At 56.6% G+C, this 20,134-nt stretch carries 14 protein-coding genes, 2 tRNA genes and 3 rRNA genes; 10 read left to right on the top strand and 9 right to left on the bottom strand.

All coding sequences use genetic code 11. From position 1 onward, the window contains the following. Window positions 1–55: 55 nt before the first annotated feature. The 3 genes from AX768_RS09880 to AX768_RS09870 all read right to left on the bottom strand — a co-directional run bounded on the left by AX768_RS09880 (window position 56) and on the right by AX768_RS09870 (window position 3,348). Window positions 56–730, bottom strand: a complete 675-nt coding sequence (locus tag AX768_RS09880) for an energy-coupling factor ABC transporter permease (RefSeq protein ID WP_061999810.1) — start codon at window positions 728–730, stop codon at window positions 56–58. Between the two features lie 124 nt (window positions 731–854). Then, window positions 855–1,673, bottom strand: coding sequence for a LuxR C-terminal-related transcriptional regulator (locus AX768_RS09875; protein WP_061999809.1), 819 nt, complete (start codon window positions 1,671–1,673; stop codon window positions 855–857). Window positions 1,674–2,130: 457 nt separating this feature from the next. Then, the gene (locus AX768_RS09870) at window positions 2,131–3,348 is read right to left on the bottom strand and encodes a DUF2863 family protein (protein ID WP_061999808.1); all 1,218 of its coding nucleotides are present in this window, start codon (window positions 3,346–3,348) and stop codon (window positions 2,131–2,133) included. Window positions 3,349–3,990: 642 nt separating this feature from the next. Between AX768_RS09870 and AX768_RS09865 the strand changes: the two genes are divergently transcribed. From AX768_RS09865 to rrf, 5 genes are all read left to right on the top strand, one after another. After that, window positions 3,991–5,521: ribosomal RNA gene (locus tag AX768_RS09865) — 16S ribosomal RNA — on the top strand. A 69-nt stretch (window positions 5,522–5,590) separates the two neighbouring features. Next, window positions 5,591–5,667, top strand: a tRNA-Ile gene (locus tag AX768_RS09860). Between the two features lie 65 nt (window positions 5,668–5,732). Then, a tRNA-Ala gene (locus AX768_RS09855) sits at window positions 5,733–5,808 on the top strand. A gap of 352 nt (window positions 5,809–6,160) precedes the next feature. After that, a 23S ribosomal RNA gene (locus tag AX768_RS09850) occupies window positions 6,161–9,043 on the top strand. Between the two features lie 252 nt (window positions 9,044–9,295). Continuing rightward, window positions 9,296–9,408, top strand: a 5S ribosomal RNA gene (gene rrf, locus AX768_RS09845). Together the 16S, 23S and 5S rRNA genes with 2 tRNA genes alongside form the textbook arrangement of a ribosomal RNA operon. A 130-nt stretch (window positions 9,409–9,538) precedes the next feature. Here rrf and AX768_RS09840 read toward each other — a convergent pair. Beyond that, window positions 9,539–10,468: a dTDP-4-dehydrorhamnose reductase family protein gene (locus tag AX768_RS09840; protein WP_061999807.1), complete on the bottom strand. Its 930-nt coding sequence runs from the start codon at window positions 10,466–10,468 to the stop codon at window positions 9,539–9,541. A 2-nt stretch (window positions 10,469–10,470) separates the two neighbouring features. Continuing rightward, window positions 10,471–10,677: a heavy-metal-associated domain-containing protein gene (locus tag AX768_RS09835; protein ID WP_061999806.1), complete on the bottom strand. Its 207-nt coding sequence runs from the start codon at window positions 10,675–10,677 to the stop codon at window positions 10,471–10,473. 93 nt (window positions 10,678–10,770) lie between these two features. Between AX768_RS09835 and cueR the strand changes: the two genes are divergently transcribed. Both cueR and AX768_RS32725 read left to right on the top strand, forming a co-directional pair. Next, window positions 10,771–11,157, top strand: coding sequence for a Cu(I)-responsive transcriptional regulator (gene cueR, locus AX768_RS09830; protein WP_061999805.1), 387 nt, complete (start codon window positions 10,771–10,773; stop codon window positions 11,155–11,157). 271 nt (window positions 11,158–11,428) lie between these two features. Further along, a complete protein-coding gene (locus AX768_RS32725) occupies window positions 11,429–11,575 on the top strand; it encodes a DUF3563 family protein (RefSeq protein ID WP_086382270.1) in 147 nt (48 codons plus the stop codon). Window positions 11,576–11,648: 73 nt separating this feature from the next. Here the strand turns inward: AX768_RS32725 and copM are convergent, their stop codons facing one another. Then, entirely contained in the window at window positions 11,649–12,056 is a 408-nt protein-coding gene (gene copM, locus AX768_RS09825; RefSeq protein ID WP_061999804.1) for a CopM family metallochaperone, read from the bottom strand. Between the two features lie 320 nt (window positions 12,057–12,376). On the opposite strand from copM, the gene AX768_RS32720 reads away from it, so the two are divergent. Further along, a complete protein-coding gene (locus AX768_RS32720; protein WP_155524221.1) occupies window positions 12,377–12,607 on the top strand; it encodes a hypothetical protein in 231 nt (76 codons plus the stop codon). A 238-nt stretch (window positions 12,608–12,845) separates the two neighbouring features. Here the strand turns inward: AX768_RS32720 and AX768_RS09815 are convergent, their stop codons facing one another. Both AX768_RS09815 and AX768_RS09810 read right to left on the bottom strand, forming a co-directional pair. Continuing rightward, entirely contained in the window at window positions 12,846–13,691 is an 846-nt protein-coding gene (locus AX768_RS09815) for a 23S rRNA (adenine(2030)-N(6))-methyltransferase RlmJ (RefSeq protein WP_061999802.1), read from the bottom strand. 140 nt (window positions 13,692–13,831) lie between these two features. Beyond that, entirely contained in the window at window positions 13,832–14,803 is a 972-nt protein-coding gene (locus AX768_RS09810) for a potassium channel beta subunit family protein (protein WP_061999801.1), read from the bottom strand. Window positions 14,804–15,050: 247 nt separating this feature from the next. Between AX768_RS09810 and AX768_RS09805 the strand changes: the two genes are divergently transcribed. Further along, window positions 15,051–16,325: a patatin-like phospholipase family protein gene (locus AX768_RS09805; RefSeq protein ID WP_082778795.1), complete on the top strand. Its 1,275-nt coding sequence runs from the start codon at window positions 15,051–15,053 to the stop codon at window positions 16,323–16,325. 65 nt (window positions 16,326–16,390) lie between these two features. Here the strand turns inward: AX768_RS09805 and AX768_RS09800 are convergent, their stop codons facing one another. Further along, on the bottom strand, window positions 16,391–17,590 hold the full coding sequence (locus AX768_RS09800) for an amino acid aminotransferase (protein WP_061999799.1): 1,200 nt from the start codon (window positions 17,588–17,590) through the stop codon (window positions 16,391–16,393). A gap of 455 nt (window positions 17,591–18,045) precedes the next feature. Between AX768_RS09800 and uvrB the strand changes: the two genes are divergently transcribed. After that, window positions 18,046–20,127: an excinuclease ABC subunit UvrB gene (gene uvrB / locus AX768_RS09795; protein WP_061999798.1), complete on the top strand. Its 2,082-nt coding sequence runs from the start codon at window positions 18,046–18,048 to the stop codon at window positions 20,125–20,127. The last annotated feature ends 7 nt before the right edge of the window (window positions 20,128–20,134 follow it).

Genomic DNA, 20,134 nt, shown 5'->3' with positions numbered 1-20,134 from the left:
CAGGAGTTCCATCTTATATCAAATTCTTTAGCAGGCTGGCCGCGGCCAGCTGCGTTCAGACTCGCGGCCCACGATCCAGCCGATACCGCCGGACATCAAAAGTCGTGATCCAGGTCGGCCTGTAGACGGTGATGAGAATTGTGAAAAGGCCGGTGAAGAGCGCTTCGCCGGCAACCAGCAGCGTGGCGGCAAGCGTAAAGCCCGCAGGTATGAACAGCCGCCCGTCGGCAAGGATGATTTGGAGCAGCAGACCTGAAGCACACGCCGCTGCGACAGCAACAGCGGAAGTGAGAAAACCGTGACCCAGGATAAAGACGAACAAGCTCCGGGGAATCCACGCCTGAATGGCTTTTTGCAGCAGCGAAGACACGGCGACTGGCAAGGCGCCGAACAAGAGGAATGTCACCGGAACCCCGGGCCACGCCGCATCAAGCACCACAGCCGCCAGGCCCGTCGCCACTGCCATGCCGACCATGGCGAGCTGCCAGTCAAATAGCGTGACCATCAGCGTTGCGCCGAGCAGATGAATGGCCGGACCGTCTTCGAACCATGTATTGCAGGCCCACAGCACCGTAACCGCAACCACGATCCCGAACCACACATGCTGAAGTGTTCCGTCCTGCAGCCGGCGAAACGGGTTCTTCCAGATGCAAAGCGCGAGCACACCCGCAGTGACTATCCAGCCACCTATTGCAAGCCACAGCGGGAGAGGTGTGTAGAAGAAACCCATAAATCTCATATTACTCGTTTGCGCCCGGAAACGTGTGCATTGACTGTGCCAGCGTGGTTTAGCGGGCGCAACGCCGTAACTTGTGCGTTGCGCCCGTGCGCCGTTTCGTGGTTATGCAGTGCTGTCAGTCACCAAAGCGCGGCAAGGGTTGAGCAGCCATCGGCATCAGATCCTCGTCCTCTTCCGGACGCGGCGAGTAGGTTGCCGAGGCCGGTGCTCGCAACGGAATGACGCCTGCGTCGCCGAGCGACGGGCGGGGCGAAGCATCAGCCTCCCGCCTCAATACTTCCAAATGACGGTTCTGCCAGCCGTTATAAATCGCCACTGCCGCCGCGCGATTGGGCGCGCCGAGCTGCTGGAAGATACTGCCAAGGTGTATTTTCACCGTGCCCTCGCTGATCCCCAGCGTCTTCGCGATAATTTTGTTCGTGCTCCCCATGTGCAGGCATCGCATGATCTGTTGCTGACGCAGCGACAGCGTGTTGAACCGCTTCAATCCCTTCCGAAACTCCCGTGGCTCAGTTTCGCGGCGCGCGGCAAGACCGGGTTCCAACGTTGGATCGAGCGCATTTGCGGGGACGTAATGGCCCCCGAGCAGCACCATTTCCAGCGCACGGACGATCAACGTCGGATCGAGGTCGCGCGGCACGACGCCTCGCGCCCCTGCGGCCAGGAACAAGCGGACCTTGGGCGTGGAGGCTTCGTCAACAATGATGGCTGCCGGTGTTCTCGGGAAAGCCTCGAGCAGCATTCGCAGGTCGGCCATGCGCATGGCCTTGTGCCAGTCGATCACGATCATATCCGGCTCGAGTCTCAGGACCGCGCTTGCAGCTTGCCGCCAATCTTTCGCCTCATTGAAGCGGGCCCGCCGGTCTATGTGCCGCAGTAGCGCTTTCAAACCTTCGCGACGTTCAGCTTCCGAATTAACTATTGTGAATTTCATGTCTGCCCCTAGTCATTTGATTTTCACGCGATTCCCGTTTGTGAAGAACGGGCATATGCGATTAAGCCCATGATGACTAATTGCAGAGAAAAATGCGCCCTGTCCGAACGGCATAGGCGGATCTTATGAATTCGTAAAAAATGCGGGCGTGTCTGAGATAGTTTCTTAGCGCAGCGCGTTATTTATAGAAGGTTCTTAAGCGCGATGAGCACGACAGGAAAGATTGAGACATATCCGATCAACGCCAAGGCCCGACAGTCTTGTCGCGCCTCGAATTTGCGTTTTTAAGTCGTAGGTTTTAATTCGCCAAAGTTTGTGATGTAGCGAATTCGCAAAAAAATGCCGCTCCAACGTTAATGGAGCGGCTGTCTCGTCGATTCAATCCGGTCGGTTAGTTATTGATTGTGTCGTTTCTATTATGAAAATCGCAATCCGTTGGTTTTTCCGAGTTGGAAAGTTAGTGAAAGTGCGGCTGGGCAGGCTCAGCATCTTCCGGCATTTCGGCGTGCACGATCTCGCCTAACGGATCGGCATATAACGGAACGCCGCAATCTTCGCAGTATTCCGGCTCGAAGCGCCCGGAATGCCGCCGAACATCTGTCAACCCTGAGCGCTTTAGCAGCCCAACGATCGCTTCAACCGGACCATCCGCGCCTTCGAGTTCCGCTACATCGTCCGCTTCAGCGCCAGGCTCGCCATTTTCCCGCCCATAGAGTGGCCATACAACGCCGTAGATCACGTCGTTGCTGCCCCGGCGGGTAAATCCAATCCTGTATTCATCGATACGCTGCTCGCCAAATCCCGCGATGACCGCACGCAGTTCGTCCGGCGCTGTTCCCAACGTGTCGAAGAGATAGCGAACGGCGGTGCGCACCGAGTGCGGGCGGACCTGTTCGTCGGCGTCGCGGCACGCCGAGTAATACGCGTCGGGCAGCAGGCACTCGAATTCACAGCCGGGCAGAACGGTCGCAAAGGTCGCTCCGCCTTGGGTTGCCCAATGTTCAAGACATTGACCGCGTTCGACCCGAACGCCGTCTGTCTCCTCTTGCCAGCGAAACAGCGCTGAACCGGTGGGAACGATCGCCATCGCGAGCAGAAAACGCGGATCGGCAAGAATCGGCGATGTCTCGGGCAAATCCGCCAGGTTCAATCGAGCGGGCGCCTGGCCCAGCACGGTCTGGATCAGCAATTGCGCAACGCGCGACGTTTCCACATGGTGTCGCGGCAACTGATCGATGCTGTACAGATACGGCGAAACCGCGACCCTGGCGCCGTCCGCCATTACATGGGCCTGCAATTGAGTGCGCAACGCGTCCGCGACATCGGCTTTCAACGGACCAGACGGAATCGAGTATCTCGTCCAAGCAAGCACCGGCGCCGCAATCAGAAGCGCGTCATGAGCGACACCGTCGATATCGATGGTGAACGACTCGCTCTGCGTCTCGGCCATGTCGGCGAGCGCGCCGTACGCATCGGGGAATTTGAGTTGCAGGTGGTCGAGCGCGGCGTCGAGCGCCGTCTGGTTCCCATTGCGGACGATCTTTGCGAGAAGCGTATCGAGGCGCGCTTCCCAAAACCGGTCTTCAATACGGCTGCCCGACGCAAACAGCGAGAGCGAGAGGCCGACTAGTTTGTCGGCGTCAGGGGGAAGTCGTTTGGCGATTCGCGAGCGCATAGGAGGCATATTCATCAGGTGCAAAGAACCTTTGATTGTAGTCGCTATATGAGGGCTTGAGCCGTAAAGCGACCCGCGGTTTGTCAGGCCCGACTACCGGCGTTACGCGAGCACCTGCACGCACCCGTAAAATTCTTTTCCCGAACCCCTTGCGCAGTGTTGAAACGGGCACTAGAATTCCGTTCCTTCGCTTCACAACGAGGCGAAGGGAAGTGAGAAAGTGCAGGTGCAGTGGCGCGCAAGAGGAAGCCGCAGAGCCAAGCAGGACGGGCCTTGCAGCAAAATCGGAAGTCGCGGGTTGAGTAAAAAACCTGTTGACGAAAAGCGAAACGTTCTACATAATCTCGTTTCTGTGCTGCAAACGCAGCGACGCGAAAGCGGTGGTGTTCTGAGGGTCGGGATGCTGCGGTTTGGAGCGAATGTTCTTTAAAAACTAACAGCCGATAAGTGTGGGCGCTTGGTGTTTTGCTTTGGAGCGTGGTGGTGTCTTTCGGGATGCTGCCGTGAAGCGAAAGTATCAAGTCTCACACTAGTATTAAGGTAGGTTTTGAGCGTCTTTTCAGAAATGGAAAGATGGGAGGAACTTGTCAGTACGTTGAGTGAGCGACCTATTCGGAAGAATAGAAAACAGTAACAGGCATTGAACTGAAGAGTTTGATCCTGGCTCAGATTGAACGCTGGCGGCATGCCTTACACATGCAAGTCGAACGGCAGCACGGGGGCAACCCTGGTGGCGAGTGGCGAACGGGTGAGTAATACATCGGAACGTGTCCTGTAGTGGGGGATAGCCCGGCGAAAGCCGGATTAATACCGCATACGATCTACGGAAGAAAGCGGGGGATCGCAAGACCTCGCGCTATAGGGGCGGCCGATGGCAGATTAGCTAGTTGGTGGGGTAAAGGCCTACCAAGGCGACGATCTGTAGCTGGTCTGAGAGGACGACCAGCCACACTGGGACTGAGACACGGCCCAGACTCCTACGGGAGGCAGCAGTGGGGAATTTTGGACAATGGGGGAAACCCTGATCCAGCAATGCCGCGTGTGTGAAGAAGGCCTTCGGGTTGTAAAGCACTTTTGTCCGGAAAGAAAACCTTTGCACTAATACTGTGAGGGGATGACGGTACCGGAAGAATAAGCACCGGCTAACTACGTGCCAGCAGCCGCGGTAATACGTAGGGTGCGAGCGTTAATCGGAATTACTGGGCGTAAAGCGTGCGCAGGCGGTTCGTTAAGACAGATGTGAAATCCCCGGGCTTAACCTGGGAACTGCATTTGTGACTGGCGAGCTAGAGTATGGCAGAGGGGGGTAGAATTCCACGTGTAGCAGTGAAATGCGTAGAGATGTGGAGGAATACCGATGGCGAAGGCAGCCCCCTGGGCCAATACTGACGCTCATGCACGAAAGCGTGGGGAGCAAACAGGATTAGATACCCTGGTAGTCCACGCCCTAAACGATGTCAACTAGTTGTTGGGTCTTCATTGACTTAGTAACGTAGCTAACGCGTGAAGTTGACCGCCTGGGGAGTACGGTCGCAAGATTAAAACTCAAAGGAATTGACGGGGACCCGCACAAGCGGTGGATGATGTGGATTAATTCGATGCAACGCGAAAAACCTTACCTACCCTTGACATGGTCGGAACCTGGCTGAAAGGCTGGGGTGCTCGAAAGAGAACCGATACACAGGTGCTGCATGGCTGTCGTCAGCTCGTGTCGTGAGATGTTGGGTTAAGTCCCGCAACGAGCGCAACCCTTGTCCTTAGTTGCTACGCAAGAGCACTCTAAGGAGACTGCCGGTGACAAACCGGAGGAAGGTGGGGATGACGTCAAGTCCTCATGGCCCTTATGGGTAGGGCTTCACACGTCATACAATGGTCGGAACAGAGGGCTGCCAACCCGTGAGGGGGAGCTAATCCCAGAAAACCGATCGTAGTCCGGATCGTAGTCTGCAACTCGACTACGTGAAGCTGGAATCGCTAGTAATCGCGGATCAGCATGCCGCGGTGAATACGTTCCCGGGTCTTGTACACACCGCCCGTCACACCATGGGAGTGGGTTTTACCAGAAGTGGCTAGTCTAACCGCAAGGAGGACGGTCACCACGGTAGGATTCATGACTGGGGTGAAGTCGTAACAAGGTAGCCGTATCGGAAGGTGCGGCTGGATCACCTCCTTTCTCGAGCTCAACGCTTCTGAACGAAGCACTAAAGTGCTCACGCTTATCGGCTGTAAGAAGACAGGCTAAGGGTCTGTAGCTCAGTTGGTTAGAGCACCGTCTTGATAAGGCGGGGGTCGTTGGTTCGAATCCAACCAGACCCACCATTTACTCTTGAACGTTTGAAAGAACGAACGAAGATAAATGCAGACCCTCAAGCATCAAGGTATTTGGGGGATTAGCTCAGCTGGGAGAGCACCTGCTTTGCAAGCAGGGGGTCGTCGGTTCGATCCCGTCATCCTCCACCAATCATCAATGCCAAGCACGTTTAGACCGAGCCATGCCGGTCGAGCGTGATTTGCATTGGCGATTGAGCCAGTCAGTAAAATCATGTGGAGCATAGCGCTTCAGGTGATGCTGTCGTTCTTTAACAATCTGGAAGAAGTAGTAAAGAGATTCACGAAAGCATACTTAGAGATGGGTGTGTGAGTAGGTGAATCAGGGTTGTGATTGTATCAATGTATGAAAAAGTGATCGAGAGATTGCTTTGGAATACGGCGCAACACGAATACTCAACCTATAGCGGTGTGAAAGAGGTTTGCCTCGAAGCTGAACTTCGGTTCGGAGTCGGGAGGAGTCTCGGAGACGCACTCGTTATAGGGTCAAGCGAACAAGTGCATGTGGTGGATGCCTTGGCGATCACAGGCGATGAAGGACGCGGTAGCCTGCGAAAAGCTACGGGGAGCTGGCAAACGAGCTTTGATCCGTAGATGTCCGAATGGGGAAACCCGGCCCTTCTGGGTCATCCGTAACTGAATACATAGGTTACGTGAAGCGAACGCGGTGAACTGAAACATCTAAGTAACCGCAGGAAAAGAAATCAACCGAGATTCCCAAAGTAGTGGCGAGCGAAATGGGATCAGCCTGTACTCTTTAGCACGACCGTTAGCCGAACACTCTGGAAAGTGTGGCCATAGCAGGTGATAGCCCTGTAGGCGAAAGCGGATGTGTGGAACTAGGTGTACGACAAGTAGGGCGGGACACGTGAAATCCTGTCTGAAGATGGGGGGACCATCCTCCAAGGCTAAATACTCGTGATCGACCGATAGTGAACCAGTACCGTGAGGGAAAGGCGAAAAGAACCCCGGGAGGGGAGTGAAATAGATCCTGAAACCGCATGCATACAAACAGTCGGAGCCTCTGCGAAGGGGTGACGGCGTACCTTTTGTATAATGGGTCAGCGACTTACGTTCAGTAGCAAGCTTAACTGATTAAGGCAGGCGTAGCGAAAGCGAGTCCGAATAGGGCGTTCAGTTGCTGGGCGTAGACCCGAAACCAAGTGATCTATCCATGGCCAGGTTGAAGGTGCGGTAACACGTACTGGAGGACCGAACCCACTAATGTTGAAAAATTAGGGGATGAGCTGTGGATAGGGGTGAAAGGCTAAACAAACTTGGAAATAGCTGGTTCTCTCCGAAAACTATTTAGGTAGTGCCTCGTGTATCACCTTCGGGGGTAGAGCACTGTCATGGTTGTGGGGTCCATTGCGGATTACTACGCCATAGCAAACTCCGAATACCGAAGAGTGCAATCACGGGAGACAGACATCGGGTGCTAACGTCCGGTGTCAAGAGGGAAACAACCCAGACCGCCAGCTAAGGTCCCCAAATATTGCTAAGTGGGAAACGAAGTGGGAAGGCTAAAACAGTCAGGAGGTTGGCTTAGAAGCAGCCACCCTTTAAAGAAAGCGTAATAGCTCACTGATCGAGTCGTCCTGCGCGGAAGATGTAACGGGGCTAAGCAATATACCGAAGCTGCGGATGCGAGATTTATCTCGCATGGTAGGAGAGCGTTCCGTAAGCCTGTGAAGGTGCATTGAAAAGTGTGCTGGAGGTATCGGAAGTGCGAATGCTGACATGAGTAGCGATAAAGGGGGTGAAAAGCCCCCTCGCCGTAAGCCCAAGGTTTCCTACGCAACGTTCATCGGCGTAGGGTGAGTCGGCCCCTAAGGCGAGGCAGAAATGCGTAGCTGATGGGAAGCAGGTTAATATTCCTGCACCATTGTTAAATGCGATGGGGGGACGGATCGCGGAAGGTTGTCCGGGTGTTGGAAGTCCCGGTCCTTGTATTGGAGAAGGCGCTTAGGCAAATCCGGGCGCGGAATTCAAGGGTACGAGGCCATTCACTTAGGTGAAGAAGCAATCGGAAGTGGTTCCAAGAAAAGCCTCTAAGCTTCAGTTTAACAAGACCGTACCGCAAACCGACACAGGTGGGCGAGATGAGTATTCTAAGGCGCTTGAGAGAACTCGGGAGAAGGAACTCGGCAAATTGGTACCGTAACTTCGGGATAAGGTACGCCCCTGTAGCTTGATGCGCCTGCGCGCAAAGGGTGAAGGGGTTGCAATAAACTGGTGGCTGCGACTGTTTAATAAAAACACAGCACTCTGCAAACACGAAAGTGGACGTATAGGGTGTGACGCCTGCCCGGTGCCGGAAGATTAAATGATGGGGTGCAAGCTCTTGATTGAAGTCCCGGTAAACGGCGGCCGTAACTATAACGGTCCTAAGGTAGCGAAATTCCTTGTCGGGTAAGTTCCGACCTGCACGAATGGCGTAACGATGGCCACACTGTCTCCTCCCGAGACTCAGCGAAGTTGAAGTGTTTGTGATGATGCAATCTCCCCGCGGCTAGACGGAAAGACCCCATGAACCTTTACTGTAGCTTTGCATTGGACTTTGAACCGATCTGTGTAGGATAGGTGGGAGGCTATGAAACCGGAACGCTAGTTTCGGTGGAGCCGTCCTTGAAATACCACCCTGGTTTGTTTGAGGTTCTAACCTTGGCCCGTGATCCGGGTCGGGGACAGTGCATGGTAGGCAGTTTGACTGGGGCGGTCTCCTCCCAAAGTGTAACGGAGGAGTACGAAGGTACGCTAGGTACGGTCGGAAATCGTGCTGATAGTGCAATGGCATAAGCGTGCTTAACTGCGAGACCGACAAGTCGAGCAGGTGCGAAAGCAGGTCATAGTGATCCGGTGGTTCTGTATGGAAGGGCCATCGCTCAACGGATAAAAGGTACTCTGGGGATAACAGGCTGATACCGCCCAAGAGTTCATATCGACGGCGGTGTTTGGCACCTCGATGTCGGCTCATCTCATCCTGGGGCTGTAGCCGGTCCCAAGGGTATGGCTGTTCGCCATTTAAAGAGGTACGTGAGCTGGGTTTAAAACGTCGTGAGACAGTTTGGTCCCTATCTGCCGTGGGCGTTGGATATTTGAAGGGGGCTGCTCCTAGTACGAGAGGACCGGAGTGGACGAACCTCTGGTGTACCGGTTGTCACGCCAGTGGCATCGCCGGGTAGCTATGTTCGGAAGAGATAACCGCTGAAAGCATCTAAGCGGGAAACTCGCCTTGAGATGAGATATCCCTGGAGCTTCGAGCTCCTTGAAGGGTCGTTCTAGACCAGGACGTTGATAGGTCAGGTGTGGAAGTGCAGTAATGCATTAAGCTAACTGATACTAATTGCCCGTAAGGCTTGATCCTATAACCAGTGTGTGTCGGCAGCCATGAGTGCTTAAGCACGTATGGATGCCCCATCCCGCGCCATGCGCGGGGTCTTAAGTACACGCATGGGTTGAGATCAGTGTTGTGCCTGATATAAGTAGTAGCAAACACAACCCCAAGCTTTACCCGTAACAACGAGGCGTGCGCGATTAACTCCCCACATGCACTCGACTACTTCTTCCCCAGATTGGTTCAGTCGCACCGCATCAGCGACTGAACACCCCCTCAATGCCTGATGACCATAGCGAGTTGGTACCACCCCTTCCCATCCCGAACAGGACCGTGAAACGACTCCACGCCAATGATAGTGCGGATACCCGTGTGAAAGTAGGTAATCGTCAGGCTCCTCATCCTCTGCATCTCATCGCAGTCGCTAAAACCCCACCCCATCAAGGTGGGGTTTTTGCGTTTACAGCGCAAATTGAAGGGGTCCGCAACCCATACAAGCGCGCAAGGGCGCGCGGAATACCCTTGTCAGTTCCGTGCAACTGTCGCTAATGGCCAGTTGTTTAAAACGGCCTGAATTCCAGTCTCAAATGGCGTCCTTCGACCGAGATTCATCGACTCCAGTGCGGCCGATGCGAGATGGCAATTCTTCGGGCGAGGTGTTGCGTCGGCCGGCGTGTACTGGGGAAGAATCCTGGCGTCGATCCGCAACACCCGAGCAATGCTCGTTGCAATATCAAACTTCGTCATTGGCTCATTGCCAGACCAGTGCATCACGCCATTGACGGGCGTGCCGGACTCGCAGCGCTCCAGTAATTGCCGCACCACGACCGCCACGTCCGGCGTAAAGGTCGGATAACGCGTTGCCCAAGCGTCCATGAGTGCTGGAGCATTATCGCCGGTTGACTTCGCAACCGCAGGCGCCAGGCTGGTCACGGCCGATTCACCCCAGTCAGTCACCGGCCCGTACAGCAGCGGCAGACGCAAGACACAGGAATCCTCAGTCGTTTGCATCAACGCACGCTCACCCTCGAGCTTGCTTCGGCCGTAGGCGTTCAGCGGATTCGGTGCATCGTCCGGATGATAGGGCGGTTGAGTGCCATCGAATACATAGTCGGTGGAAATCGACAGTACCCATGCCCCGATTTCGCCAGCGACCGTCCCGATGAAGCGCAACGCATCCACATTCAATGCCCTTGCGAGCGAGGGATCGTTTTCGCATATATCGGGGCGCCGTTCTGCGGCAGCTACCACGATGGCATCCGGCCTCTGCTCAAGGATGAACCGGCGCGCAGCGTCTTCGTCTCGGATATCGAGTATGAAAGTGGTCGCGTCGCCATGCCGAAATGCCGTTCGAGCAACCTGCCACTGCCTCTGAACGACGAGTTCGTTTGCAACAGCGCGGCCAAGTAGTCCGGATGCGCCAATCAACGCGACCTTGAAGTTCGAGCCTCCCATTGTCATGCGGCTTTTGCCGACAGAACCGTGTAGCCCGCTTCATCGATGGCTTCTTTAAGCGCATCGATGGTTTCGGTCGACGTCACCACGACTTTTCCGTGTTCGAGATCGACCTGGACCTCGGCGGTTGCATCGACTTCGTGGATCGAGCGTGTTACCGCCGCGATGCAGTGCTGACAACTCATGCCTTCCACTTGAAATTCGGTCATGACTAACCCCTTGTTGAGTTTGCAAGAACCAGCCATGCTATACCCTCCCACGGTTGGAAGGTGTACAGTTGGATAAAATTTTGGGGATCGGCGATGAACATCGGTGAAGCAGCGCGTGCATCGGGGGTAACGGCGAAGATGATCCGCTACTACGAAAGCGTCGGGCTTTTGCCGCCAGTGGGGCGAACGACGTCCGGCTATCGCGTCTACGGGACGCATGAGGTTCACGCGCTGCAGTTTGTGCGGCAGGCGCGGCGGCTGGGTTTCCTTGTCGAGGACATTCGAAAGCTTTTGGCACTATGGCAGGACCGTAAGCGCGCCAGCGCGGAGGTCAAGGCTATTGCGCTTGAGCATGTCGCAGAACTGGATCGGCGAATTGCGGAGCTCACCGATATGCGCGATACGCTCGCGCACCTCGCTGTCAATTGCCACGGCGACGACCGGCCAGACTGTCCGATTCTCGAGCGACTTGCAGGTTGACCGGGTTGGTGCAATTACACTTCATGGCTCGTCGAAAAGAACCAGGATGGTGCATATTTCCGCGAACGACCTGCGCTCGTCCAAAAAAACTAGACGAATCAGTGACTTGTTCGGTCGTAGTGCATGCACCATTCCAAAACAGAATGCACACAATTCAGGCATTTCACTAACGCTCGAGTCAAGGTTCATCTATAATCATGGTTAACCCTTTCGAGGGATATCCCTGACCCGAACCGCCGGGGATTCATTTGAGATCCTTGGAGAAAAAATCATGTTTGCATTCTTGCTCGAAAAAGTCAGCGTCTGGTTTGAAACCGCCGAACGCAATCGTCGCGAAGAGTATCTGGCTCAATCGTCGGATATCGTTCAGCTCGAAAAGCGTATCCGTTCGCTGGAAACTGAAGGCTACTCGCTGTAAATTTCAGCCGACAGATTGGTTGAAAATTTAAAAAGCCCCGCATGCGGGGCTTTGTCGTTTCTGGGCGCTGCGATTATTTGTTCTGCGGGTGGGCGGCCAGCCATTGCTTCATGAACGCGACCTCTTTATCTTGTGAAGCGATAATTTCCTTCGCCAATGCCCGCAACTTCGGATCTTTCCCGTATTTCAGCTCGACTTTGGCCATTGCTACTGCTCCCTCGTGATGCGGAATCATGTGCGTAACGAAGTCATGGTCGGCGTTGCCGGTGTACTCGATGCCGGACATGCCCGACATCATCGAATGGTCGGCCGCCTGGAACGCTTTGGTAGCCTCATCGGCCGGGTTGCCTTTCATTGCCGACATGTCCATGCCTGACATCGAGCCAGCGGGTGTTGATGCTTGTGCAAACGCAACCGGCATCGATATGACAACGCACGCAGCAAATGCAGCGGCGCCACCGAAGTTTTTGAGAATCGTCATTAAATCTCCTTAAGTTTCGACTTCGAGAAAGCTAGCCTAAGCCTTACCATCGCGGTAAGGTAAAGCGCTTTCATATGATATGAACGTTCCAATCGAGACCAGTAGGGCAATCGGAAATTTGACGCGGGGGCGCCATGAGTTTTAAAGCGAAGTTGAAGGGATATCGGGCGCCGCTTTGCGCAGCTTTGATTTGCAGCGCGATGATAGCGGACACGTTTGCGCAGGGTGGAGGACGGCCACTCATTCTTGACACGCAAACCGGTATTCAGAGCGGTGCCGGCGGAACCGTCTTGCAAACTGGGCCGCTGAACGGACAGGGCATGGTTCCCGCCCGCCCGTTGGCGACGCTGCCTGAAGTGTCGGCGCAGCAGGGGCAGCAGCCGATTGTGGTTTCGCCTTATATAGAAGTGCAGCCAGGCGGATACAGCGGCCCGCAAGGCTATGCCATTTCGCCCGGCAATCAGTCCCGGTCGGGTTCAGCGGGGATCCATGGGTTGCGTTCTTCAGCGGGGTATTCCGGGGGGGCTGCAAGGCATGCCCGCGAGCGTTGAACCCCATGCGCAGCCGCCGCGGTCCCAGCCATCGCGCGCCCAACCGCAGACCGCTCAACAACCGCGGTCTCAGTCGCCTGCGCAGCCCACGACTTCGACCGCCCCGACATCGGCCGGAACTGACCCCGCGACAATATCCAGAACCGGCGGGTCCAAGCCTAGAACCCCAGCGCGTTCCTCTGATCCGCACACGGCGACGGGCACCGTCACGTCCCTGCAATAACGGCCGAGGTGCTTCTCAACCGCCTCGATGCTCCAGCTTGAAGGAAGCCTTGCTGTCCTGGCCGAGTGTCTCGACGAGGTACGGGAGCGCCTCTTTCAGCTCTCCGGCCAGCGTGTAGGGCGGATTTACGACAAACATGCCGCTGCCAAACAAGCCGAAACCGTCAACCGGCGGCTTGCTCACGGTCAAAGAAACATGCAGCCAGTTCTTTGGTTGAACACGCTTTAGCTGATCGGCGAAGCGTTGCGACTCCAGCCGGGTCACTTGCGGATACCAAACCGCATAAGTTCCGTTCGCGAACCGTTTCAAGCTTTCCTCGAGGCAATTCAACGTGCGCGCGTAGTCGCGCTTGTCCTCGTACGACGGGTCGATCAGCACCAGCGCGCGCCGGGGCGGTGGCGGCAAGAGCTTGATAATGCCCTCGAAACCATCGCCTTCGAAAAGCATGGCGCGGCGGCCGGCATCACGGAAATTGTGGCGCAGCACATCAATCTCAGTGGAATGGAGTTCGAACAAGCGCATCCGGTCCTGCTCGCGCATGGTCCGATACGCCAGATAGGGCGAACCGGGATAAAACTGCAGCGTACCGTCTGCGTTGAGCGCTTTGACTTCCTTGACGTAATCCTTGAGCAAACCGGGCAGGTCGCGTTTGCCCCAAAGCTTGGCTATACCGGTTTCGTATTCTCCCGTTTTGGTGGCGTATCCATCAGCGAGCGAATACACGCCGGCGCCTGCGTGTGTATCGATGTACCAGAACGCCTTGTCCTTCTGGCCAAGGTATTGAAGCAATTGCACGACGATCGCGTGTTTCAGCACGTCTGCGTGATTGCCTGCGTGAAAGGCGTGTCGATAACTAAGCATGGCGATGATTGAGCGGAGACGAGAAACGGGAAGGAGCGGGGCTGAGCCGGCCAGATGAATACTAGTCGCCGAGGCGTGGACGTATATACCTCGGCGGGGTCGTCATTGTAGCCGACGCGCAGTACGCGCCCCGGCGTGACTCAGACGAACGCGTCGCCGACGATTTCCTCTATGCGCGCCTTGATCTCAGGCGTGATTTTTTTCACGACGTCGATCGCTTTCATGTTTTCGTGGATCTGTTCGACGCGCGACGCCCCGGTAATGACCGTGCTGACATGCGGATTCAACAAGATCCACGCGAGCGACAGTTGTGCAAGCGAGCAGCCGAGCTGGTCCGAGACTTCAGCGAGGCGCCCGACAATGTTGTTTGTGCCCTTGTCCGTCAGCTTTTTCGCCAACCATTCGTAACCCTGAAGTTGCGCGCGGCTGTCGGACGGAACGCCGTCGCGGTACTTGCCGCTGAGCAATCCCGATGCAAGCGGACTCCACGTTGTGAGACCAAGTCCGATGTCTTCATAGAGCCGCGCATATTCCTTCTCGACGCGGTTACGATGCAGCAGGTTGTACTCGGGCTGTTCCATCACCGGCTTGTGCAGATGATGCCGCTCGGCGATGTCGTAAGCGCTGCGAATCTCGTCGGCGCTCCACTCGGACGTGCCCCAGTACAAGGCCTTGCCGCGCGTGATGATGTCGCTCATCGCCCAGACGGTTTCCTCGATTGGCGTGTGCGGATCCGGCCGATGGCAGAAGACGAGATCGACGTAATCGAGTTGCAAGCGCGCAAGCGAACCATCGATGGCGTTATGCAAGTATTTGCGATTGAGCGTTTGATGCTGGTTCGTGCCTTCGTTAAGACCGAAGAAAAATTTCGTCGACACCACATAACTCACACGCGGCCAGGCAAGCTCCTTCAACGCGCGGCCCATGATTTCTTCCGATGCACCTTTCGAATAGACCTCGGCGTTATCGAAGAAATTGACGCCGTGATCGCGTGCTGCTGCAAGCGATTCGCGTGCAGCGCGGTGATCGACCTGCGTGCCGTACGTTACCCACGAGCCAATTGACAATTCGCTGACCTGCAAGCCAGAACGTCCAAGCCGACGATAGTTCATATGCGATATCTCCAATTTCAGGTTTTTGGTGGTGTAGCTCTGGTCTTAAAGCTTAATCGGTTTTCATGATTCACGCGGTGAAGGGGCATCGTCAGGTTCATAGCGTACGGCGGCCGGGCGGCGTCGAATAGCTGGCCGAATGGGGTATGAGGTGTCGAGAAGGTTGATCGGCGCAGCTTTGCGTGGTCTTATTGTCCGAAGTGAAAGGCAAGGTTGCTTCGGCGTGTTACGCGTCAAAGGAGTTTTAATGGCAGAGCGCAGAGAAAGTGTTGACGTGCGAGCAGGATCGAAACGAGCGAAGGTGACAAAGGATCCTCACAAGACGACGTCGCTCGATATCGCGGAGCTACCCGAAGTCACGGCGTCGGGTGACGCGATCAAGTTGCCGCCGTACGAAACCATCGCTTTGATGTTGCAGGGAGGCGGGGCGCTTGGCGCTTATCAGGGCGGTGTTTATCAAGGCCTGAACGAAGCGGGAATTCATCCGAACTGGATCGCGGGGATCTCGATTGGTGCGTTGAACACCGCGATCATCGCCGGGAATGCGCCACAAGACCGCGTGCCGCGCCTCCTCGAATTCTGGGAGACGATCTGTCAGCCAGCGTTCATGCCGCCGCTTCCGGCGTTCGTCGAACACGCATTTTTCAGTTCCACCGATGAGATCCGCAAAGCCTTTACTGCCATGCAGGCAGCAAGCGCAGTAGTGGAAGGGCAGAAGGGATTCTTTGTCCCGCGCTTTCCGCCACCGTCTCCACTGGCAGCGGGGGATCCCGCCACGGCCAGTTACTACGACACGCGGCCATTGAAGGCGACGCTCGAAGGGCTTTGCGATTTCGACCGTATCAATTCGCGGGAGACGCGTGTATCGGTAGGTGCGGTGAACGTCGCGACGGGGAATTTCGCCTATTTCGACAATACGCGCATGAAGCTGCGTGCGGAGCATTTCATGGCGTCGGGCGCCCTGCCGCCGGGTTTCGCCGCGGTCGAGATCGACGGGGAATATTTCTGGGACGGCGGACTCATGTCGAACACGCCACTATATGAGATTGCTCAGGCCACGCCGCGCCGTGACACGCTCGCGTTCCAGGTTGACTTGTGGAGCGCCAAAGGTCCGGTGCCGGACAGCATTGTGGATGTGATGGGGCGCGTGAAGGACGTGCAGTTTTCCAGCCGGACACGACTCGTCACCGACACCATGCAACGTTCGCAGCGTTTCCGCAATGTCCTACGGGAAGTGCTCGACAAAGTGCCGGTAGACGTCCGCAACAGCGATCCGTGGTGCAAGGCGGCCGAGGAACTTGCGTGCTCGAAGCGCTACAACGTGATCCACCTCATCTATCGTCACAAGGAATTCGAGGGGCACTACAAGGATTACCAGTTCGGTTTATCGACGATGCGGGAGCATTGGGAAAGTGGCCTGGCCGACATTCGCGGCACACTTGGTCATCGCGACTGGCTGGACATGCCGAAAAACGATTCAGGCTTTATCACCCACGATATTCACCGCGACGGGCGCGAATAGATTTGGCGGCGCAAAGATAACGGCGCCCACGAGGAGCGCCGTTCCGGATGCCGCGAAGAACAGGCTTACTTCAGCACGGTCGCAATAGCGTTTGCCACGACTTCAAGGTTGCGCGTATTGAGCGCGGCCACGCAGATTCGGCCAGTGCTTACAGCGTAGATGCCGAACTCTTCACGCAGACGGTCGACCTGCGGTGCGGTCAGTCCCGAGTACGAGAACATGCCGCGTTGCTTGTTGACGAAGCTGAAGTCGCGTTCGACGCCCGCGGCCTTGATTTGCTCGACCAGGCCATTGCGCATGGCGCGGATGCGGTCGCGCATTTCGCCGAGTTCCTGCTCCCACGTGGCGCGCAGTTCCGCCGATGCAAGAACGGCCGCGACCACCGAACCGCCGTGCGTAGGCGGGTTCGAATAGTTGGTGCGGATCACGCGCTTGAGTTGCGACAACACGCGGCTGGCTTCTTCCTTGCCGCTCGTGATGATCGACAGCGCGCCCACGCGTTCGCCATACAGCGAGAACGACTTGGAGAACGACGACGAGACGAAGATGTTGATGTCAGCCTTGGCGAACAGGCGCACGGCGGCTGCATCGGCGTCGATGTTTTCGCCGAAACCTTGATAGGCGATGTCGAGGAACGGCACGAGCGAGCGCGCCTTCACCGTTGCCACGACTTGTTCCCATTGCGCCGGGGTCAGGTCGACGCCGGTGGGGTTATGGCAGCACGCATGCAGTACCACGACGGTGCCTGCCGGATAGCTGTTGAACGCCTCGAGCATGGCGTCGAACTTCACGCCGTGCGTGGCTGCATCGTAGTACGGATAGTTGAGGACTTCGAAACCGGCGTATTCGAACAACGCACGGTGGTTTTCCCAGCTCGGATCGCTGATCGCGACCTTGCCCGTCGGGTTGAGGCGCTTCAGGAAGTCAGCGCCAAGCTTCAGGGCGCCCGTGCCACCGAGCGCTTGCGCCGTGATCACGCGGCCATCGGCGATCAGGGGGGAATCGTTGCCGAGCAGCAGTTTCTGCACGGCAGCGTCGTACGCAGCGATGCCTTCCATAGGCAGATAACCGCGCGGTGCGGCCAGTTCAACGCGGGCTTTTTCAGCCTCGCGGACGGCGCGCAGTAGCGGAATCTTGCCTTCTTCGTTGAAATACACGCCGACGCCGAGATTGACCTTGGTGGTGCGCGGATCGGCATTAAAGGCTTCGTTCAGACCCAGGATCGGATCACGGGGGGCAAGCTCGACGGCTGAAAAAAGGGACATGATTTATCGACGGTAGTGGAAAGGCGGGCACGGGCGTTCGGGATGGAAGTCGCGGCATGCTGTGCTTCGACCGCGCCGTGAGGAGTGAACAAAATACTCCTTCCCATCGATGAAAACCCCAGTTCTGCATTGTAACGAATTGAGCAGCGTTTTTTGGCCCGGCAAAGCGGATGCAATCGACGAATTCGCGATATTTCGCTGGAAATTCGGCATTTTGCTTGAGAAACGAGGCCGTGAGAACGTGACTTACCGGTTCAACGCCACGAAGCTTTCGTCCACCAAAACAATCGCTTGCGTTTGGAGGCGGACGCCTCATCTGAGAAGTATCGGGCGATCGCTTAAGAACCGAAGGGCGCTGCCCCGATCCATCCGACAACCCTGATCCGCCGTCAAGCCTGCTCCAGCGTGAACCGCTAGAATGGATGTTTGCTCTCGGCCAAAGGCACCGCTTCCTCATGTCCGATACCCCGCTAGTAGAAGCCGCAGAAACGCTCGATGAATCGAAGTTCATCACCTTCGAGGGCTCGCCGTTCCAGCTTTATCAACCGTATCCGCCAGCAGGCGACCAGCCAACAGCGATCGCGACGCTCGTCGAGGGGATCGAGGACGGCCTGTCGTTCCAGACGCTGCTCGGCGTGACCGGTTCCGGCAAGACTTTCACCATGGCGAACGTGATCGCGCGCATGGGCCGTCCGGCCATCGTGTTTGCGCCCAACAAGACGCTCGCCGCGCAGTTGTATGCGGAGTTTCGTGAGTTTTTCCCGCGTAATGCTGTCGAATATTTCGTTTCCTACTACGATTATTACCAGCCGGAAGCCTACGTTCCGCAGCGGGATTTGTTCATCGAGAAAGATTCGTCGATCAACGAGCATATCGAGCAAATGCGGCTTTCAGCCACAAAAAGCCTGCTTGAGCGGCGCGACGTGGTGATCGTAGCGACGGTGTCGGCCATTTACGGTATCGGCAACCCGTCGGAATATCACAAGATGATTTTGACGCTGCGCACGGGCGACAAGATGGGGCAGCGCGACATCATCGCGCGGCTGATCGCGATGCAGTACAACCGGAACGAAGCGGATTTTTCGCGTGGCAGCTTCCGCGTGCGCGGCGACACCATCGACATTTTCCCGGCCGAGCATGCCGAAATGGCCGTGCGAGTCGAGCTTTTCGACGATGAAATCGAGTCGATGCAGCTCTTCGATCCACTCACCGGCCGCGTGCGCAACAAGATTCCGCGCTTCACCGTGTATCCGTCGTCCCATTACGTGACGCCGCGGGACACGGTAATGCGCGCCATCGAGACGATCAAGACTGAATTGCGTGAGCGCCTCGAGTTTTTCCACAAGGACGGCAAGCTGGTTGAAGCGCAGCGGCTCGAGCAACGCACGCGTTTTGACCTGGAGATGCTGCAGGAACTGGGGTTTTGCAAAGGCATCGAGAACTACTCGCGGCATTTCTCGGGCGCGGCTCCCGGCGAACCGCCGCCGACGCTCGTCGATTATTTGCCGCCCGACGCGCTGATGCTGCTCGACGAGTCGCACGTGCTGATCGGCCAGTTGAACGGCATGTACAACGGTGACCGGGCGCGCAAGGAGAATCTGGTCGATTACGGCTTCCGGATGCCGTCGGCGCTGGATAACCGGCCGCTGAAATTCAGCGAGTTCGAACGCAAGATGCGCCAGGCGGTTTTTGTCTCGGCGACACCGGCCGATTACGAAAACCGGACGTCAGGGCAGGTCGCCGAACAGCTCGTACGGCCGACCGGGCTGGTCGACCCCGAGATCGAGGTACGTCCGGCCCGCTCGCAAGTGGACGACGTGCTCGCCGAGATCAACGAGCGTGTCAAAGTGCACGAACGGGTGCTCGTCACGGTGCTGACCAAACGCATGGCCGAACAACTCACCGAATTCCTGGCGGATCACGGTGTGAAAGTGCGCTATCTGCACAGCGATATCGATACGGTCGAGCGCGTGGAAATCATCCGCGATTTGCGCCTGGGGTCTTTCGATGTGCTCGTCGGGATCAACTTGCTGCGGGAAGGGCTGGATATTCCGGAAGTGTCATTGGTCGCGATTCTCGACGCTGACAAGGAAGGTTTCCTGCGTGCCGAGCGCTCGCTGATTCAGACGATCGGCCGGGCGGCCCGGAATGTGAACGGCAAGGCGATCCTTTACGGCGACAACATCACGGATTCCATGAAACGCGCGATTGGCGAGACGGAACGCCGGCGCACGAAGCAGATCGCGCACAACCTCGCGATGGGCATTACGCCGCGCGGCGTGACGAAGCGGATCAAGGACATCATCGACGGCGTGTACAACGTCGACGACGCTCGCGCCGAGCTGAAGGAAGCGCAGACGCGTGCGAAGTTCGAGGACATGTCGGAAAAGCAGATTTCGAAGGAAATCAAGCGCCTCGAAAAGCAGATGATGGATCACGCGAAAAACCTCGAATTCGAGAAAGCGGCGCAGACGCGCGACCAACTGTCGCTGCTGCGTCAGCGTGTTTTCGGCGCGAACGTGAGCGACCATCCATAAGCTGATG

The organism is Burkholderia sp. PAMC 28687 (assembly GCF_001577465.1).
Taxonomy (GTDB): domain Bacteria; phylum Pseudomonadota; class Gammaproteobacteria; order Burkholderiales; family Burkholderiaceae; genus Caballeronia.
Note: the sequence above shows the minus strand (reverse complement) of the source record. Positions and strands in the feature narration are given on the sequence as shown.

Coding starts and splice junctions, on each gene's coding strand:
- AX768_RS09880 (WP_061999810.1), bottom strand. CDS start 730: ATGGGTTTCTTCTACACACCTCTCCCGCTGTGGCTTGCAATAGGTGGC.
- AX768_RS09875 (WP_061999809.1), bottom strand. CDS start 1,673: ATGAAATTCACAATAGTTAATTCGGAAGCTGAACGTCGCGAAGGTTTG.
- AX768_RS09870 (WP_061999808.1), bottom strand. CDS start 3,348: ATGCGCTCGCGAATCGCCAAACGACTTCCCCCTGACGCCGACAAACTA.
- AX768_RS09840 (WP_061999807.1), bottom strand. CDS start 10,468: ATGGGAGGCTCGAACTTCAAGGTCGCGTTGATTGGCGCATCCGGACTA.
- AX768_RS09835 (WP_061999806.1), bottom strand. CDS start 10,677: ATGACCGAATTTCAAGTGGAAGGCATGAGTTGTCAGCACTGCATCGCG.
- cueR (WP_061999805.1), top strand. CDS start 10,771: ATGAACATCGGTGAAGCAGCGCGTGCATCGGGGGTAACGGCGAAGATG.
- AX768_RS32725 (WP_086382270.1), top strand. CDS start 11,429: ATGTTTGCATTCTTGCTCGAAAAAGTCAGCGTCTGGTTTGAAACCGCC.
- copM (WP_061999804.1), bottom strand. CDS start 12,056: ATGACGATTCTCAAAAACTTCGGTGGCGCCGCTGCATTTGCTGCGTGC.
- AX768_RS32720 (WP_155524221.1), top strand. CDS start 12,377: ATGGTTCCCGCCCGCCCGTTGGCGACGCTGCCTGAAGTGTCGGCGCAG.
- AX768_RS09815 (WP_061999802.1), bottom strand. CDS start 13,691: ATGCTTAGTTATCGACACGCCTTTCACGCAGGCAATCACGCAGACGTG.
- AX768_RS09810 (WP_061999801.1), bottom strand. CDS start 14,803: ATGAACTATCGTCGGCTTGGACGTTCTGGCTTGCAGGTCAGCGAATTG.
- AX768_RS09805 (WP_082778795.1), top strand. CDS start 15,051: ATGGCAGAGCGCAGAGAAAGTGTTGACGTGCGAGCAGGATCGAAACGA.
- AX768_RS09800 (WP_061999799.1), bottom strand. CDS start 17,590: ATGTCCCTTTTTTCAGCCGTCGAGCTTGCCCCCCGTGATCCGATCCTG.
- uvrB (WP_061999798.1), top strand. CDS start 18,046: ATGTCCGATACCCCGCTAGTAGAAGCCGCAGAAACGCTCGATGAATCG.